The following is a 14,395-nucleotide window of genomic DNA, read 5'->3' on the forward strand; positions in this document are numbered from 1 at the left end:
CTGGCGCGTTGCTTGGTAAGGCGCGCAGTGTATCAAATTGCCTGCCCCAGCAGCCAGTCGAACAAGGCCTGCACTCTTGCCGGCAGCGCGGCGCGCCCGCTGTGCACGAGGTAATACGCCTGCGGACTGGCCAAATTGAAACCGCCGAACGGCAAAACCAGCTGGCCGCTATCGACCCACGGCTGCACCAGCTGGCGCCGGCCCATGGCCACGCCCGCATGGTGGATGGCCGCCTGCGCGCACAGGTCGGCGCGGTCGAATCGCAGGCTGCGCGCTGGCAAGTTCACCTCGGGCGCCTGCACGTCCAGCCACAAACGCCACTCGGCATCGGGCGCGCAGGCGGGCCAGGCCAGGGTGTCGTGCAGTACCGTCGCGCCGGGCAAGTTGCGTGGCGCATCCAGCAAGCCGTGCTGGCGCGCATATTGCGGGCTGCAGACGGGCGCCAGCCATTCATCCATCAGCTTGCGCGAGGCCAGGCCGGGAAAGCTGCCGTCGCCATAGTGCAAGGCCAGGTCGACCTGGCCGGCGCGAAAGTCCACGCTATCATTGCCCACGCGCAAGTCCATCGACACGTCCGGATACTGTGCAGCGAAGCCTGCCAGGCGCGGCACCAGCCAGCATTGCGCAACAGATGGGCGCGCATGCACGGTGACGCTGCCCGCCAGCGTGTCGCCGCCGGCCAGGGCCGCGTGCAGGCTGTCCCAGCCACTTTGCAGCGCGGCAAAGATGCGTTCGCCGTCGGCCGTCAGCTTGACTTGCCGCGTCAGCCGTTCGAACAGCCGCAAGCCCAGGCTGCTTTCCAGCCGCGCGATGCGGTGGCTGACGGCGCTGGGCGTGAGCGCCAGTTCCTGCGCCGCCAGCGCGAAACTGGCGTGGCGCGCCGCCACGAGAAAGGTGTGCAGGTTGGCGAACTGGCTGGCCGTCAGCGTGGCCATGCGCGCCGCGCCGGCCGGCATCAGGCGGCTCCGATCGCCAGCAAGGCGCGGCCACGAGCCACGTAGGCGTCCATTTCCGCCTGCGGCACCATACTGCCGCCCGTGCCCCACACCAGGTGCGTGGCGCGTGCCAGCGTTGCCTGGTACTGCGGCGCGGCCAGCACGGGCTTGATGCCCGCGAAACCGGCCACGGCGGACGGTTCCAGGTGCAAGCCTTGTGTTTGCTCAAGCGTCGCCAGCAAGCGGTACAGTTCTTCATCCGTGACAGTGGCGTAGCCGTCGATCAGCCGCTGCATGGCGCGTCCGACGAAGCCGGACGGGCGTCCCACGGCCAGGCCATCGGCAGCCGTCAGGTTGTCGATGCCGATTTCCTGCACGCTGATGCCATCATGCAAGCCCGTGTGCACGCCCAGCAGCATGCACGGCGAGTGGGTCGGTTCGACAAACACACAGTGAACTGCGTCGCCAAAGGCCAGCTTCAAGCCGAAGGCCACGCCGCCGGGACCGCCGCCCACGCCGCACGGCAGGTAGACGAACAGCGGGTACCCGGCATCGACTATCACGCCGCTGGCGGCGAACTGGGCTTTCAGGCGTTCGCCCGCCACCGCGTAGCCGAGAAACAGATCGTGCGAGTTTTCATCGTCGACAAAATGGCAGCTGGGATCGTTCTCCGCCTGTTTGCGCCCCGCTTCCACGGCCACGCTGTAATCGGTCGCGTATTCGACGACGGTCACGCCATGGCTGCGCAATTTATCCTTCTTCCACTGGCGCGCATCGGCCGACATGTGCACCGTGGCGCGAAAACCCAGGCGCGCGCTCATGATGCCGATCGACAAGCCCAGATTGCCCGTGGAGCCGACGGCGATCGCATACTGGCCAAAGAAGGCGCGCACGGCATCGCCGGCCAGCAGGCTGTAATCATCGCCCTCCTTCAGCAAACCGGCGTCCAGCGCCAGCATTTCCGCATGTTTCAGCACTTCATAAATGCCCCCGCGCGCCTTGATCGAGCCGGAAATGGGCAAATGGCTATCTTGCTTGAGCCATAGCTGACCGCTCGTCATGCTTGATGCAAAACCCAGCGCCGCCTGCATGGCTGGCAGCGGCACGACGGGCGACTCGATGATGCCGCCGCTGGCCTGCGTTTCCGGAAACGCCTTGGTCAGAAAGGGCGCAAAACGGGTCAGGCGCGCGCTGGCGTCGGCCACGTCGTCCGCCGTCAAGCCCACGTCGTTCAAGGCCTCGGCCGCCGGCGCGATGGCGGGATTGAACCAGCTCAAGGGCTGCAAGGCCATCAGTTCTGTAATCAGGGGGAATTTTTCGCGCAGCGCGGCGATGGCGGAAGTGGGCAGCATGGCAAGCTCGTGAAGGAACAAGCCATGATTAGACCGCATCCGGGCGCCGCTGGCAAAGGATGGTTGATCAGGCAATGGGTGACGGGGCATCATGTGTGTCGGCTTGCACCCGCCGCCTGCCCCCGCCCTCATCCCCCATTCAGCAAACTGACCGCAGCGGGAATCGCTGCCCCGGGCAAGACGTAGCGCGCATATGGCACGCCATTGATAGGTGGCAAGTTGCAGTCGCGCTTGAAGCCGATGCGCGTGTACAGCGACAGCGCGGTTGCCATGATCGGACTGGTGTGCAATCCAACGACCGCTGCGCCCGCATCGCTCGCCCGCTGCAGGCAAGCGGCGACCAGCAGCCTGCCTATGCCCAGTCCCCGCTGCTCCGGATCGACCACGAGCATGCGGATGACAGACCAGTCACCGGGGAAAATGGCGTCCCTGGGCTTGCCCGGCCCGATGTGCCCGATTCCACCCACCAGCACGCCGCCGCGTTTCGCGACGATCAAGTCGGCCTCGTCTGCCAGCTCGGACATGCGCGCCACCCCCACCTGGAACGCAGCCCAGTCGTCGTAGTGCCGTTCGTACTGAGCAAATGCGGCCAAGGCCAGCTGATTGACGCTGTCGCGGTCCGACGGCAAGTAATCCTCTATCAAGACGGTCATTTTTCTCTCTTCCTGTCGCTCATCGACGGCCCCATATCCACAGGAAAGGGCCAGGGCACATCTGAAAAAGTCAGCAATGAAAAACTGACGCTACACGACAGCAGATAAAAACTACTCTTTACCGCAGATACAGATAATAGCTTCCATGGTAATTTTTATCGAGGTTTTCCTGGGAGTCGAAACGAAAATCGACCGCAGGTAACGCCAGAAAGGAAAACTGTTCCTTCGATGCCAGCAATCTGTCCAGGAACTGCAATTTCACTTCCTCAGTCGTGCCATCTTCGGCATACCTCCCGATGTCCACGTCTATAGGGTGGAAGCGGCGCCCTCGTCCCTGCGCAAGGATGAAGGCGCCATTGCCCCTACGGTATTAGAACTTCAGCTGCAGCCCCAGATCAATCGACCGGCCCTCGGCCGGCAAGGCTTGCAGTGCGCCGCCGTTCGCCTTCAGGCCCGACAGGTACACGCCACCGAGCGGGTCCGCATACGCTCGGTTGAACAGGTTGCTGACACCGGCGCTCAGGCTGGCCATCTTGCTCAATGCCACGCTGCTGCGCAGGTTGACGAGGGCATAGCCGCCTGTTTCCGGTTCGAAGCGGCGCGCATCGACCTTGTCCTTGCGGGCCACGATCCTGGTCTCGATGCGGTTGCTCCAGGCGCCCAGCTTGTGCTCGACGGCCAGCAAGGCGTTGAACGGCATCATGCGGTACAGGTCGCCGCCATCGCTGCGCTTGCCCCGCGTGTAAGCGGCATTGCCCGTCGCCATGAAGCGGCCCCAGCGCGCGCTACTGGCCAGCGGCAACTGCCACGCCAGATTGGCGCCATACAACTTGGCGTCGTGGTTGGCAAAGCGCAGCAAGTTGCCGTTCGCGCCCATTTTCATGTACGGGTTGAAAGACGCCAGCACGTCGACGTCGATGTAATTGTCGACTTTGCTGTAATAGGGATTGACGCGCAGGAACCAGCCCTCCTCGCCGCCGCCATGCCAGTCTGCCGTGAACGCGGCCGTATAAGCCGTCTCGGGTTTCAAGTCGATATTGCCCACATAGCCGTTGCCATCGCCAAACCAGTTGGTCATGGTCATGGCCATCGAGCCGCGGCCCCAGGAATAGCGCTCGTACAGGTTGGGCGAGCGCACCTTGCGCGCCAGCGCGAATTCATAGCTGCTGGCAAGATCCGGCGTGAAGGTAGCTTGCGCCGAGGCATCGATATTCGTGTCGCGCTGGCTGCGGCTACGCGCATTGAAGGCCCTGGCGGCCATCACGTCCGGCATGTTCATCATGTTGGTACCGTACGATTGCACGTCGCCCGCATCCATGCGCACGGATTCGCCGCGCAAGCCCAGCACGCTCGTCCAGCGTGCATCATGGCGCGTTTCCAGCTCGCCAAACAGCACGGTGCGGTCGCGCTTGCCGTCATTGATGTTCAGATAGGTGCGCGGCCCCATCATCATGGAACCAGGCACGGCCGGCCAGTAATCGTCGAGGCGGAAACCGTGCCACTCCTGGCCCAGGCGCAACTCGCCCGCAGCCGTCGGCAGGCTGGCCATCAGTGCATAACCCGTGTTGCGGCCGTGCGTAATCATCGGCATGCTGCCCGCGCGCTCGGGCGAGAAAAAGCCCATTTCATGGTCCGTCTGCTGCCAGTAGGCGCGCGCGTCAAGCACGCCCCAAGCGAATTCGCCCTTGTAGGCGAGATTGGCAAACTGGCCATGGTTGTCCGTCATGTCCATGTATTGGTTGGGGAAACCCTGGTACGGAATGTGCTGCACGCCGGCGCGCAGGGTCAGCTGCTGGCCCTGGCCTTTCGCCGCCAGCACGATGGACTGGTTGATGCTTTCATACATGCTGGCCAGCACCTTGTTGCCATGGCCATCTTCATAGCTGTGGCCGCGCGTGTAAGCGCCGCTGTAGCCGATGCTCAAGCTGTCGCTGGCGGCCGAGGCATTCACGCTGGTCGCCACGCTGTTGTTGACGCTGCGTCCCGACACGGCAAAGCTGCCTTGCGTCAGCAGGCCCGCGCCGGGCTGGGCGAACACGGGCGCGTTCGATTGCACCTCGATGGTGCCGCCGATGCTGTCGCCGCCCGCGCTGACGGGTGTCACGCCCGCGATCAGGCGAATGCGCTGCACTTGTTGCGGATCGATGTAGGACAGCGGTGCATTCATGTGGTTGGCGCAGGCGGAAGTCAATTCCATGCCGTCGATGCGGATCTTGATGCGGTCATCGGCAAAGCCATTGACGACGGGCAAGCCGGATACGCCGCCGCCTGCCGCCACGCTGTAGCCGGGTGTGCTGCTGAGCATCAGGGCCGTGTCGGCGGCGGGACGGTAGCCGTCACCGATGGCTGTCACGATGACTTTCATTTCGGGCAAAACGTCTTCAGTGCGCGATTGCGCCAAGGCGGGCATGGCGATGGCGAGGGATATCAATAACGGTAAATGTTTCATGGTGCTGCTTTCAGATTCTGTATAGGTAAAACGAACAGACGCAAGCGCAGCACAGCACATTGGCGCGCGGCGCAAGGCAGTTCAGGAAAGGACAGATCAGAAAGCGGCGGGCGGACCGCGGGGCTGGACGGGTGTCCAGGCAAACAGGGGCGTGGCGGATTGGTAGAACAGCGTGGGCAGCAAGCCCGTGATGAGCTCGCCGGAAGCAAGCACGAGGGTCGTGGGCGGCACGTTCAGGGTGGCCGCATGCATGCTGCAGCACGGACAATCGCCCATGCGCATGCTGCCCTTCGAGGTATCGGGTGCGTCCGTGGAGAGTGTTGCGGGCAGCATGTTCATGCCGCCCGCCACCGAGCAGATTTCCAGGCTGGGCACGGCCAGGCCGCTGGCGACCGTCAGCGCGCGCGACACCGTAGGGGCGAGCGTGGCCAGGAAGATGGCGATACACGCGATCCACAGGACGATGCCGGCCTTGCTTTTGCTGATGAACATGGCAACATTGTATCAGCGCAAGGCCCCTGCGCACAGGGCGCAAGTCAAACCTTGCTTACAAATCCACCTTCAACGACAGCTTGATGGCGCGCGGCGCGCCGGACGCCAAACGCGTGCCGGCGCCGGCCCAGTAGCGCTTGCCGGTCGCATTTTCCACGTTCAGCTGCCACACGACGGCCTTGTCCAGCACGCGGCTCGCATAACGGGCGCCGGCGCTGAACAGGCTGACGCCACCTAAGAAGGCCTGGTTCAGGTCGTTGACGGGACGGGCGCTGTAGTAATACGCGCCGCCGTTGACGGACAGGCCCGGCACGGCGTCGAACGCGTAAGCGAGAAAGGCACTGGCCGTGCGCTTCGACGCGTTTTCCGGCGCCTTGCCGTTGTAGTCGGCGTTGATGTGCGCAAAGCGAGGGTCGAGGAACTGGGCCGAGGTTTGCCACGACAGCTGGCGCGTCAGCTTGCCCTGGGTCGACAGTTCCAGGCCGCGGTAGCGCTGTTCGCCATCCGACGTGAACACATTGCTGGCATTCGTATAGTAGCCGGGGCGCGTGATGTCGAACAAGGCGGCCGACAGCAAGGTGCCGCCAGGCGTCAGCCAGCGCGCACCCAGTTCTTTCTGTTTGCTCACGCCGGGCGCCATCTTGACGCCCTGGTTGACGGTACCCGTCGGACCCGTCTCACCCTCTTCCAGCCCCCGCGCCGTGGAGGCGTAAAACGACAGCTCGGGCGTGGCCTTGTAGATCAGCGAGGCCATCGGCGTCGTCTTGCTGACATCGTAGTGGCTGGCGCCCTGGTCGCTTTGATAGCTGCTGCGGCGCACGCCGATGACGCTTTGCCATTGCGGACTGAAGACCATGCGGTCGAGCGCGTACAGTCCAGTGTCGCGCGTATCCAAGGCGGCCGTCGTGGGCGCCGTCGGCTTGGGGCCGAACACGACATTCGTCACGGGGACGGGGTTGTACAGGTTTTGCGAGGCGATCGTGTAATTGCTCTGGAAAATCGGATCTTGCGACTTGTCCGTGCGCGATGCGCCCAGGGTCAATTCGTGGGCGATGTAGCCCGTGTGGAAATTTCCGGCCAGTTCCGCGCGCAGCAAGTCCGACGCCGTCACGCTGTGCTGGATATTGCCCGTAATGCGGCCCGCGCCCGTGGCCAGCGCGGCCGCGTTGTTCAGGCGGAAAATGGCCAGGCGGCGGTCGCGCGCCGTTTCCGAGTGACCCGCTTCCACCGTCAGGGCCCAGCCATCCGTAATGGCGTAGTCGGCGCGCAATTGCGCGTTTTTCGTTTGCGCCTCGAAATTCGACCAGTCCGGGCCGATCAGCTTGCGCGGATCGACGGCGCGCGGCAAGCTGATCACGCCTTTCACGGCCGTGGGCAAGGCCACGCCCGCCTGCTCCGTCACCTTGCGGCGGTCGTATTCTAGGTCCGCTTTCAACAGCAGTTTATTGCTCACGCGCCAATCGAGCGCCGTGGAGAGAAAGCGGCGGTTGCCATTGCCGACATGATCCAGGTAGGAGCCCAGAGTGCCGCCAGCCGCATTCACGCGAACGCCGAATTCCTGCTGCGCGCCAAAGCGGCGGCCCACGTCGACATTCGCCACGGCACTGCCACGGTCATCGAGGCTCAAGCCCATGCTCGTGACGGGCTTGCTGCCGGCCCGCTTGGTAACGAAATTGACGACGCCGGCCGGCGACGTAAAACCGTAGTACAGGGCCGAGGCGCCCTTCAGCACTTCCACCCTTTCCTTGTTTTCCATGGGCACTTGCGAGAAGTTCATGATGGGCATGGAACCGTTGAGGCGATAATTCGTGCGGTTTTCCACGGCGATGCCGCGTATCACCAATTGATCCCACGTCTCGCCGCCGTTTTGCTGGCGCGTCACGCCGGCCGTGTTGCGCACGGCGTCGTACAGGCCGGACACGGCTTGCTGCTCCAGCAATTCGCGCGTGATCACGTTGACGGTCGACGGCACGTCCATGATGCTGGCGCCGCGAAAGCTGCCCGCCTCGGTGGTCAGCGGCACCAGGCCTTGCGCGCGCGCCCCTGTCACTTGCACGGCTTGCATGACTTTCTCATCGCCTGCCGTCAGGTCGTCCTGGCCGCTGGCCGCATCGGCCGCCAGCACGGCGTGGGAAGCGAAGGCCAGCGACAAGGCTGCGGCGACTGGAAGTAAGCGGGTGCGAGGAGAGACGACAGGCATGACATCGGGCTTTCAATGAGAAAATATGTACGAATGGAAACTTACGGTTAGCGGCCATGATACCGATAATGAGAATCATTATCAAGTAAAGGTGAATATGTGTGAGTTTTATAGAGGAAACAATGCCACCTAGGCGCCTGTTATCACTTGAACACGTTTGGATTTTGCAGACGAGGCCGCAAAGAGGCATACTGACAGTCACGGCGTGCAAGATGTGCCGCCCAACAAGATTAAAAGGTCAGTTCGTGAACACAATCGACAACAAAAGCGTGCAGACGAAAACATTTCGCTGGAAACGCTGGCAGCGCTGGGCCGTTGGCACAGGCTGCGCCCTGGCCGCCTACAGCGCGGCCGGCTTCTGGCTGGTGCCCTACGTCATCAAAAACCAGTTACCCAAATTTGCCGAGAAAGAACTCGCGCGCCAGGCCAGCATCGGTGATGTGCGCTTCAACCCGTTCACCTTGCGCCTGGAAGCAGACCGGATCGCTTTCAAGGAAGCACCCAGCGCAAACAATGCGCCGCTGCTGTCCATCGGCGCCCTGGCCGTGCAGCTGGAATGGAAATCCATCGTGCGTCGCGCCTGGAGCCTGGCGGAAATCCGCATCACGGCGCCACAGACTCATTTGACCATCACGCCGGACGGCAAGTTCAACCTGGCCGAAGTGCTGGCCACCTGGCAACGCAAGCATCCGGAAAAGAGCGAAGGCGGCATGCCGCGCCTCGTCATCGCTCACTTTGCGCTGGAACAAGGCAAAGTGGATTGGCAAGACCAGAAGGCGGGCTATGCGGATAACTTCACACCCATCAACTTTACGCTCGACAATATTTCCACCCTGCCCGACGCCAACGGCAGCTATAGCCTCAGCGCCGATGCGGCGCGCGGCGGCAAGCTGCACTGGCGCGGCACGGCCTCGCTCAGCCCGATTCGTGGCGAAGGCGAACTGATACTCAACGATGCCTCCCTGCCCGGCCTGGCCGCGTATTTGAAAGCGTACACGCGCGCGCTAGTGACCAGCGGCAAGCTGTCGGCGCGCCTGCCCTACGCCTTTTCGTATGCCGACGGCAAGCTGGAAGCAACCGTCAAAGGCGCGGGGCTGGCCTTGCGCGACCTGGCGCTGGTGCAAAGTGGCAACAGTGCGCCATTCACTTCGCTGAATACTTTGGGCATTGCCGGCGTGAACGTGGATCTGGCGCGCCAGAACGTCACGGTGGATAAAGTCAATCTGTACGGCGGCAAGGTGGCCGTGCGGCGCGACAGCAAGGGCGAGATCGACGTGGCGAACCTGATGCTGCCGGCTAATCCCGCACCAGCCGCATCGGCCACCGCCGCACCCGCCGCACCAGCCAAGCCTGGCAAGTGGAAGGTGGACTTGAAGCAACTGGCGCTGGCCAACGTGGACGTGTCCGCCATCGATGAAACCGTCTCGCCGGCCCTGCAATTTAGCGCGAAACAGTTGCAACTGCAGCTGCAGCTGGGCTTGCAGCAAGGTCCCGCGGGCATGGCCACCATGATCGACGGCGCCAGTTTCAGCCTGGCCGATCTGGCCATGCAACGGGGCGCGCAAACGCCGTTCAAGCTGCAGCAACTGGGCTTTACGGAAGGCAAGATCGACCTGGCGGCACATAGCGTGCACCTGGGCGCCGTGACAGCCAGCGGCGCGCAGATCGACCTGGCGCGCAACCGCCACGGCGAATTTGCGATTGCACAAAAGCTGCCCGTGTTTGCCTCCGGTAAAGCCGATGCGGGCAAGGACGAACCATCCGCGCCCTGGTCCACCAAAGTAGACAAGGTAGAACTGAGCAAGTTCGGCGCCCGTTTCGACGATGCGGGCACTGGCATCAAGGGTAACTTGCAAGATGCCCGCCTGTCACTGCACAACGTCAGCAATGATATGAAGCAGGCCCTGCCGTTCGAACTGGGCGTGGGCTTGCGCGAAGGCGGCTTGCTCACGGCCAACGGCAAGTTCGTGCCGGGCACGGGCGCCGTCGATGCGCAGCTGAACTTGAAACAGCTGACCCTGGCACCCGTGCAACCCTTGCTGGCGCAGCACATCAAACTGAAACTGGCAGGCGGCTCGCTTTCGGGCAGCGGCCGCCTGACGACAGGCGGCGGCGCGCCGAAAGCGCCGAAAGTACGCTATGAGGGCGGCGTGGATATCGCCGGCCTCGTGCTCAATGAAACGGATGGCAAGCGCTTCGCCTCGTGGAAAAGCGTGCGCGCCGACAAGCTGACGGCCAGCGTGGGCCCGGATTTTATCGACATCCCCGAGCTGCGCGTGGTGGAACCGAACGCCCAGTTGATCATCGAAAACGACCGCAGCCTGAACGCGCAGCGCCTGCTGGTGAAGGCGCCCGAGCCTGCCACCGCTCCGGCGCCTGCCACCGCCACGCCGACGGCCGACGCCGCCTTCCCCGTGCGCGTGCGCCGGGTACGCCTGCAAAACGCCAAGCTGGACTTTGCCGACCTCAGCTTGCGGCCCCAGTTCGCCGCCAAGATCTATGAACTCAATGGCGTCGTCACGGGCCTGTCGACGAAACGCGATGCGCGCAGCCAGATCGAACTCGACGGCCGCATCGACGAGTTCGGCCTGGCCCGCGTGCGTGGCCAGCTGAACCCGTTCGCCCCGACCGACAACACGGACTTGAACGTTGTCTTCAAGAATGTCGACATGGTCTCCGCCTCGCCGTACACGATGAAGTTCGCCGGCTACAAGGTGGCCGAAGGCAAGATTTCGCTGGACTTGCAATACAAGGTGCGCAACCGCCAGCTCGACGGCACCAACCAGATCGTGCTCGACAAGCTGACCCTGGGCGAGCGCATCGACAGCCCGGACGCCCTGAAACTGCCGCTGGAACTGGCGCTGGCCATCCTCAAGGATAGCGATGGTCGCATCGACCTGGGCCTGCCCGTGTCGGGCGACATGAACGACCCGCAATTCAGCTATGGCGCCCTGATCTGGAAAGCCGTGGGCAATGTGCTGACGAAAATCGTCACGGCGCCGTTCCGTGCGCTGGGCAACTTGCTGGGCATCAGCGCCGACAAGCTCGAATCGATCGATTTCGATGCGGGCAGCGCCGTGCTGCTGCCGCCCGAACGGGAGAAAATCAAGCAGGTGGCGCAAATCCTCGCCAAGCGCGAGCAGCTGAAGCTGGCCGTGCCTGGCCAGTACAGCGATACGGACGCGGCCGCCCTGCGCGCCCAGGCAGTGCGCCGCGCCGTGGCCGCCAAGGCCGGCATCAAGCTGGAAGCGGGAGAGGAGCCGGGACCGTTGAACCTGGGCGAACGCAAGATACGGGGCGCCCTGCGCGACCTGTACGGCGAGCGCTTCGGCAAGGCCGAGCTGGACAAGCAGAAAAAGGCGGCGGAGTCGGCTACGCCTGCGGCAACGGCGGCCTCCGCTCCGGCGGCAAAAATCCCCGTCCTGCAACGCCTGGGCAAGCTGATCGAGGGAGAGCCACAAGTGGCCGACACGGGCGCGTTCTACAACGGCTTGCGCGAGCAGCTGGAAGCCAAGCAGCCCCTGCCTGCCGACGCCTTGAGCAAGCTGGGCGTCCAGCGCAGCGCGGCCATCCTGGCGGCCCTGCAGCAGGACGGCACGCCGGCGACCAGGGTCAGTGCGGGTGCGCCGGAAAAAACGGAGGCCGCGCCGGGCAAACTGGTGGGCTTGAAGCTGGGATTGGCGGCGCAATAAGCCAAAAGCAAAGTGCCGGGGTCGGCCCATCAGGATCCAACCCCGGCACTTTCCGCCTTACCCCTATTCTCCCTACTTTTTCTTCTCCACCGCCGCATCCGGCAAGGCAAACGCCACCAGGCTATCGCCCATCTTCGTACCCAGCGAACCATGACCGCCGGCCATGACGACGACATATTGCTTGCCCGTCTTGTCGGAGACATAGCTCATCGGCGTGGCCTGGCCGCCGGCTGGCAGGCGGGCTTTCCATACGGTTTTGCCGTTACTGACGTCGTAGCCGCGGATGTAGTAGTCGAGCGTGCTGCTGAGGAAAGCCACGCCGCCGCCTGTGGTGCTGATGCCGCCCAGGCTGGGCACGCCCAGCGGCAAGGCGATGGGCACGGGGGCGCTGTCGCGCGTGGTGCCGTTCTTGTGCATCCACACTTTTTTCATCGTGCGCAAGTCGACAGCGGCGATATAGCCCCACGGCGGCGCCTGGCATGGGAAACCCAGTGGCGACAGGAAGGGCTTGATTTCCACGGCAAACGGCACGCCCGTCTGCGGCTGCAAGCCCATTTCCGAGCCCGTGCCGCCCTTGGCGTTCGCTTGCGCGCGCGGCACCAGGCGTTCCAAAAAGCCCATGTAGTCTGGATTGACCAGCAACAATTGACGCACGGGATCGACGGCCGCCCCGCCCCACTCGAAGATGCCCAGCGGGCCCGGTGAGATGATGGCGCCCTTGATCTTGCCTTCGGCCACGGTCTGCGGCGTGAACGGCCCTTCATAGCGATGCTGGCGGAAGATGATGCGGCACGCCAGCTGGTCGAACGGCGTGGTGCCCCACATATCCGTTTCGCTGATGTTTTTCTCTGGCAAGAAAGTGAGGGCCGAGAATGGCTGCGTGGGCGACAAGCGGTCGCCGGGAGCCGCGTTGGCCGTCGGCACGGGTTTTTCCGGCGCCGGAACGACCAGGCTGCCATCGCGGCGGTCGATCACGTAGATATCGCCCCGCTTGGTCGTGGCAACCACGGACGGAACTCTGCCTTTTGGCGTGTCGATGTCGACCAGGGTCGGCTGGCCGCCGATATCCATGTCCCAGATATCGTGGTGCACGGTCTGGTAGACCCAGCGTACCTTGCCCGTCGCCAGGTCCAGCGCAACGATGGCGCTATTGTATTTCTCGCCATGGGGATTACGATTGCCGCCCCACGTGTCGGGCGTTTCATTGCCCATCGGAATGTAGACCATGCCCAGCTTTTCATCGACGCTGGACACGCCCCAGGAATTGGGCGAATTGTTGGTGTAGGTCTTGCCATCGGCAATCGGCGCAGTGTCGTCCGGGTTCGAGGCATCCCAGTTCCACATCAGCTTGCCAGTGACGGGATCGTAGCCGCGGATCACGCCGGACGGCTCTTCTGTGGAAAAATTGTCGGTCACGCTGGCGGCCATCACCACCACGTTTTGCGCCACGGCCGGCGGCGACGTCGGCATCAGAAAGCCCCGCTTCTTCATGCCCATGCCGTGGTACAGGCCGATCACGCCGTTTTCGCCAAAGCTTTTACAGGCTACACCCGTATCGGCATTCACGGCGATCAGGGTCGCATCCATGGTGGGCGCGAGGATGCGGCGCGGGCACTCCATGCCGGCCGCCTCGGGCGCCGGGTCGCCCTTGGCGCGGCCCGCGTTGACGTCCCAGTAGGCCACGCCGCGGCAGATCATGTGCTGGTAGCTCGATGCGTCGCGGTTGATCTTCGGATCGTGGCGCCAGATCTCCTTGCCCGTATCCGGATCGAGCGCGATGACGATGTTATGCGGCGTGCACAGGTACAGCATGCCGTTCACTTTCAGCGGCGTGACTTCGTTGGCGATCTCGCCCGGATCGTTCGGCCCCTTGAAGTCGCCCGTGTTGTACACCCACGCCTGTTTCAGCTGCGCGGCGTTGGCCGGCGTGATCTGGGCGGCCGGCGCGTAGCGGTCGCCATAGCCGGAGCGGCCATACGCGGCCCAATCATTCGGCGCCACGCCCGGCGCGAAATCGCCTTGCGGCGCGGCCGCCATGTTCTCGGCCGGCACCTCGCCGTGCAAGGTGTAATAGTCCTGGAACAGCGAGAACACGCCCACGGCGGCCGTCAGCACCACGGCAGCCGTCAGGGCGCTCTTGCCCGCGTCGCGCGGTTTCGCCCCGGCCGTCAAGGGCGGATCGAGGCGGCGGTCGACGAACGGCAGCAGCAGCCAGACGGCAGCGGCGAACCAGATATCGAGGCGCGGCAGCAATTGCCACCAGTCGAATTTCACTTCGATCACGGACCAGATCAGGGTGGCGAACAGCAGCAGCGCGAGAAACAGCTGGGCGCTGCGCCGCCCCTTCCACACGAGCGCGCCCGCGATGAGCATGCCGATGCCGGCCACGACGTAATACCAGGAACCGCCGAGGCTGACGAGCCAGGCGCCGCCGCCGGCAAGCGCCAGGCCCAGCAAGATGAAGAGGACTGCGGTGATGACAAGCAAGGGTCCAGGCCGGGCAGAGGCAGTCATGATGCTCCTTCACAAGAGTCAGTCGGCGGCACGCGCCTGCGCACCGTATTTGATGGCGATCAAGGAAATTGCATTTTTTCACTAATTGACAAAGCGTGCCACACGCCA

8 protein-coding genes are annotated in these 14,395 nt (G+C 63.8%); 1 reads left to right on the top strand and 7 read right to left on the bottom strand.

What is annotated here, in order from left to right; genetic code table 11:
* Nucleotides 1-32 precede the first annotated feature (32 nt).
* From dsdC to CSQ93_RS04725, 6 genes are all read right to left on the bottom strand, one after another.
* The gene (gene dsdC / locus CSQ93_RS04695) at nt 33-956 is read right to left on the bottom strand and encodes a DNA-binding transcriptional regulator DsdC (RefSeq protein ID WP_199534254.1); all 924 of its coding nucleotides are present in this window, start codon (nt 954-956) and stop codon (nt 33-35) included.
* Entirely contained in the window at nt 956-2,287 is a 1,332-nt protein-coding gene (locus CSQ93_RS04700; protein ID WP_099376974.1) for a D-serine ammonia-lyase, read from the bottom strand. Before CSQ93_RS04700 ends, dsdC begins: the two co-directional genes overlap by 1 nt.
* A 128-nt stretch (nt 2,288-2,415) precedes the next feature.
* The gene (locus CSQ93_RS04705) at nt 2,416-2,940 is read right to left on the bottom strand and encodes a GNAT family N-acetyltransferase (RefSeq protein ID WP_099376975.1); all 525 of its coding nucleotides are present in this window, start codon (nt 2,938-2,940) and stop codon (nt 2,416-2,418) included.
* 370 nt (nt 2,941-3,310) lie between these two features.
* Complete coding sequence (locus CSQ93_RS04715; protein WP_099376977.1) at nt 3,311-5,389, bottom strand: TonB-dependent receptor; 2,079 nt, start codon at nt 5,387-5,389, stop codon at nt 3,311-3,313.
* A 96-nt stretch (nt 5,390-5,485) separates the two neighbouring features.
* Nucleotides 5,486-5,881: a DUF2946 domain-containing protein gene (locus tag CSQ93_RS04720; protein ID WP_099376978.1), complete on the bottom strand. Its 396-nt coding sequence runs from the start codon at nt 5,879-5,881 to the stop codon at nt 5,486-5,488.
* Nucleotides 5,882-5,936: 55 nt separating this feature from the next.
* Complete coding sequence (locus CSQ93_RS04725) at nt 5,937-8,081, bottom strand: TonB-dependent siderophore receptor (protein WP_099376979.1); 2,145 nt, start codon at nt 8,079-8,081, stop codon at nt 5,937-5,939.
* A gap of 245 nt (nt 8,082-8,326) precedes the next feature.
* On the opposite strand from CSQ93_RS04725, the gene CSQ93_RS04730 reads away from it, so the two are divergent.
* Nucleotides 8,327-11,773, top strand: coding sequence for a DUF748 domain-containing protein (locus tag CSQ93_RS04730; RefSeq protein ID WP_233516040.1), 3,447 nt, complete (start codon nt 8,327-8,329; stop codon nt 11,771-11,773).
* A gap of 72 nt (nt 11,774-11,845) precedes the next feature.
* Here the strand turns inward: CSQ93_RS04730 and CSQ93_RS04735 are convergent, their stop codons facing one another.
* Entirely contained in the window at nt 11,846-14,287 is a 2,442-nt protein-coding gene (locus CSQ93_RS04735) for a membrane-bound PQQ-dependent dehydrogenase, glucose/quinate/shikimate family (RefSeq protein ID WP_099376981.1), read from the bottom strand.
* Nucleotides 14,288-14,395 lie beyond the last annotated feature (108 nt).

It is taken from the genome of Janthinobacterium sp. BJB426 (genome assembly GCF_002735705.1).
Lineage (GTDB): Bacteria > Pseudomonadota > Gammaproteobacteria > Burkholderiales > Burkholderiaceae_D > Janthinobacterium.

What these genes read in the sequence shown, in the direction of transcription:
- dsdC (WP_199534254.1), bottom strand. Translation starts at nt 956, where the DNA reads ATGCCGGCCGGCGCGGCGCGCATGGCCACGCTGACGGCCAGCCAGTTC.
- CSQ93_RS04700 (WP_099376974.1), bottom strand. Translation starts at nt 2,287, where the DNA reads ATGCTGCCCACTTCCGCCATCGCCGCGCTGCGCGAAAAATTCCCCCTG.
- CSQ93_RS04705 (WP_099376975.1), bottom strand. Translation starts at nt 2,940, where the DNA reads ATGACCGTCTTGATAGAGGATTACTTGCCGTCGGACCGCGACAGCGTC.
- CSQ93_RS04715 (WP_099376977.1), bottom strand. Translation starts at nt 5,389, where the DNA reads ATGAAACATTTACCGTTATTGATATCCCTCGCCATCGCCATGCCCGCC.
- CSQ93_RS04720 (WP_099376978.1), bottom strand. Translation starts at nt 5,881, where the DNA reads ATGTTCATCAGCAAAAGCAAGGCCGGCATCGTCCTGTGGATCGCGTGT.
- CSQ93_RS04725 (WP_099376979.1), bottom strand. Translation starts at nt 8,081, where the DNA reads ATGCCTGTCGTCTCTCCTCGCACCCGCTTACTTCCAGTCGCCGCAGCC.
- CSQ93_RS04735 (WP_099376981.1), bottom strand. Translation starts at nt 14,287, where the DNA reads ATGACTGCCTCTGCCCGGCCTGGACCCTTGCTTGTCATCACCGCAGTC.